Source organism: Flavobacterium chuncheonense (assembly GCF_042686145.1).
In the GTDB taxonomy this organism is placed as follows: domain Bacteria; phylum Bacteroidota; class Bacteroidia; order Flavobacteriales; family Flavobacteriaceae; genus Flavobacterium; species Flavobacterium chuncheonense.
The window spans coordinates 1-3,381 of the sequence record NZ_JBHUPC010000018.1 but is presented as its reverse complement, the minus strand read 5'-3'; the positions used below and the strand labels follow the sequence as shown (position 1 = coordinate 3,381).

The window sequence follows — 3,381 nt, the reverse complement described above, 5'->3', positions numbered from 1 at the left end:
CTATAGATGTAAAGGCAGTAATGTCATAGTCGAGTAGTACTAATAACCCATAAGCTTATGTACACGATTCCTCCCACTATATGTGGGAGGGGTAAACTTTCTAACTTTATTTACTTTTCTCAGTATGTTAAGATATTGTTCAATGTATAGTTAAACCAAAAGGGGTTTGATTACTACTTGAAAAATTGCCTAAAGCAATTTAACCTTTTAAGGTGGTTATTGCGGCGGGGCTCACCTCTTCCCATTCCGAACAGAGAAGTTAAGCCCGCTTGCGCAGATGGTACTGCAGTCCTGTGGGAGAGTATGTCGCCGCCTTTCTTTTAAGAAGTCCTTCACGAAAGTGAAGGACTTTTTTTGTTTTGGGGTAAACTCAAAACACCTAAAGTCTACCGGACTTCCTCCTCTTACGATTAAATGCTCAGTTGAGCATAGTTATCGAGTCTTTTAGAAACCCTATCCAAATCGGATAGGTTTTTTTGTTTTGGGGATATAGCATAATGGTAAACTTAATTAGAAAAGAATCTTTTACAACGGGTAAAGAACTTATTTTGATTACATGCAATTTTAAAACGAAATGTTGGAAAAGTTATATTATTTGTTAGGAATAATAATAAATATAGAAGAATAAAACGGAACTCTTATAGTTCTGTTTTATTCACTTTTTAATAAATAATTTATGCGTGCATAGTATTGTTTTTTTGGGATGTATGTACTTCTTAATAAATCAGTTGATATTCTTAATTGTTTGTTAAAACAGTTAAAATGAATGTATTATATAGTAGTGTAGACTTGATAAGAATAAAGTATAGCTAAATTTGTTCTACTTATTTACTACTCGTGGAATGATCCTTGAATGACATTTTTATTGTCATTAGTTTATTGATTTACACTTAATTTTTTTTAAAATGAATAGCAAAAAGTTATTTAATTCAGATTTTGATTATTGCCTTTTAATTTATGTAAATCCTTCCTGCTAATATTTCGGTCTTAAAACCTTAATATTATGGAAAAAACTATTTTTCGGATAAAGTGTGTACAAGAGTATTGTTGCACTTTTCTCATTAAACATTTTACGCATCTTGTTTTGGTTCTTTTCCTTTTTAGTCAACAGTTTGTATCTGCACAGTTAGTGGCAGGTGCTGCGGTTAAGGCTAATTTTGGAGTTGAAGCAGATGCTTACGCAAATCATCAACAGGTCACACCTGTTGGAGATGATGATCCATCAATACAGTCTTATGTTGGCGTTGATGATTGGTTTGAAAGAAAGTCAACTACACCGAGTAATCAATTTACATTCCCTCTTTCTGGCTTGTTAACAGAGATAGGCCCTTGGGATGGAGCTGGTTTTGGTGTTATAAATCAGTCTGCAGGGACACCAACAGGTAATGTAGCATTTGAGAGAAGATTATCTGTTACAACTCCAACTTTTCCTTATCCATATCCAATAGTCAATGGTTATTTGTGGATAGATGGAGTATATGGTAGAGATACGTATTCAGGTCAAGGAAATAATGATGCGACAATTTTCGCAGGTACATCTGATAAAAATTCCGATAATCCTAGTACGTGGTCATTAGGGAGTGGAAGTATTCCTCAAAAAGTAGACATTATTGATGTTTATGCCCATTTGAGAGGTGAAGGACCAAAATTACCTGATATGACTGATCCACGTCCATTTAACACTCTTTGGGCTTTTGCAGCCGCTTCTTTACGTGAAACGAGTGGATCAAAACATATCGATTTTGAGTATTTCAGAGACAAGGTAGAAGTTCAAGGTAATGCCTTTATAAACACAGGTAATGATGGGGGACGTACTGCTTTTACATTTGACAGTGATGGTAATGTTGTAACGCCCGGAACTATTATTATTTCTATTGACTATGAAAATGGTGGAACTAGACCTGATGTTCGTATTCGCGTATGGATGGAACAATCGACTTTTAATAATTTAGTTGCTGCAGAATTGGGAGGCACGATGCCTGATAGACCCTTTAATGTTATACCTGGAAGTTTTGTTACAGGGGAACAAAGTGGTAATTTTGGATATGCAAGAATTATTTCAACGACCCCGTTAGGAGGTAATCCTTTTATATGGGGTAGAGTAAATACTGAAGGAAACACATTAGGACCACCATGGGGAACACGTGCAGGTGAAAATGCATTGCTTTCCCCATTTTATTTGCAATACCAATTAGTAGAAATAGGAATTAATTTGACTGCTTTTGGTTTGGATAAACGTTCTACTACAAATCCATGTTCTAATATTCTAGGAAGTTTGGTGGTTAAAACGCGTAGTAGTGCTGGTGGGCAAGGTGACTCTTTTACGAGTGAGCAGAAAGACTTTGCTGGTCCTTATATCTTCGGAACAGCTATTGACCCCGAATTAAATTTAAATAAGGATGGCGATTTGACGTGTCTGGATCCCGATGCTATTATAACGGCGAGTGTTGGACCAGATGATGATGCTTCAGCTTTTGAGTTTAATTTTTATGGACCAGATCCAGATATAAATGATAATAGTAATAACAATCCAGTACTTGATTATGGACCTCTTTTACCCGGAGTTGGATTAACGAGACCAGTTACTGTTGGCGGAACTTATACGGTAATTATTACCTCACCTGCTTTTCCAGGTTGTCAGCGTATTGCACAGGTTATAGTCAATCAGGAGACTCCAAATGATATTACGGTAAATTGTCCTCCTCCTGTTTCTGAAAACGTTTGTTTTTATGCTGATCAAGATGCTGTAGATGCAGCTTTCGATGCATGGAGGGATTCCTTTTCAGTTAGCGGAGGTGCTGGTTTAGTTCAGAGTCCAACGCAAGCAGAATTGGATGCGCTTGTAGCGCCGGATATATGTGGAGGAACTGTAACTGTAAATTTAAGTGCTTCTGATGATTGTAATCCTGAAGGAGTAAGCTGTAGTAGCACTTTTCAAGTTACACCTGATAACGAAGCTCCAGAGATTGTTGACGTATCAGATTATCAATTGGATAATTGTAACGATGATTGGCCAGCGTTTATCACAACAGATTGGACAGATAACTGTTCTGCTGGAGGAGTTGGAATTCAATCAGATGGCGGAGTTGATGATGGAGCGAGTGCAGATGGTTGTATCCAATATAGATTGTACACCTTTACTATCACCGATGATTGTGGAAACAGTGATACTGAAACCACACGCGTATCGAGAGAGTACGACATGACAGCTCCAGAGATTGTTGACGTACCAGATTATCAATTAGCGAATTGTAATGATGATTGGCCAGCGTTTATTACAACAGATTGGACAGATAACTGTTCTGCTGGAGGATTAGGAATTCAATCAGATGGCGGAGTTGATGATGGAGCGAGTGCAGATGGTTGTATCCAATATAGATT

Annotated in this window: 1 rRNA gene and 1 pseudogene; both read left to right on the top strand. The window is 37.2% G+C overall.

Annotated elements, in window-relative coordinates:
• The first annotated feature begins 208 nt into the window (after positions 1-208).
• A 5S ribosomal RNA gene (gene rrf, locus ACFS5J_RS12315) occupies positions 209-318 on the top strand.
• A gap of 685 nt (positions 319-1,003) precedes the next feature.
• Positions 1,004-3,381: pseudogene (locus ACFS5J_RS12310) on the top strand (hypothetical protein); the annotation flags it as partial.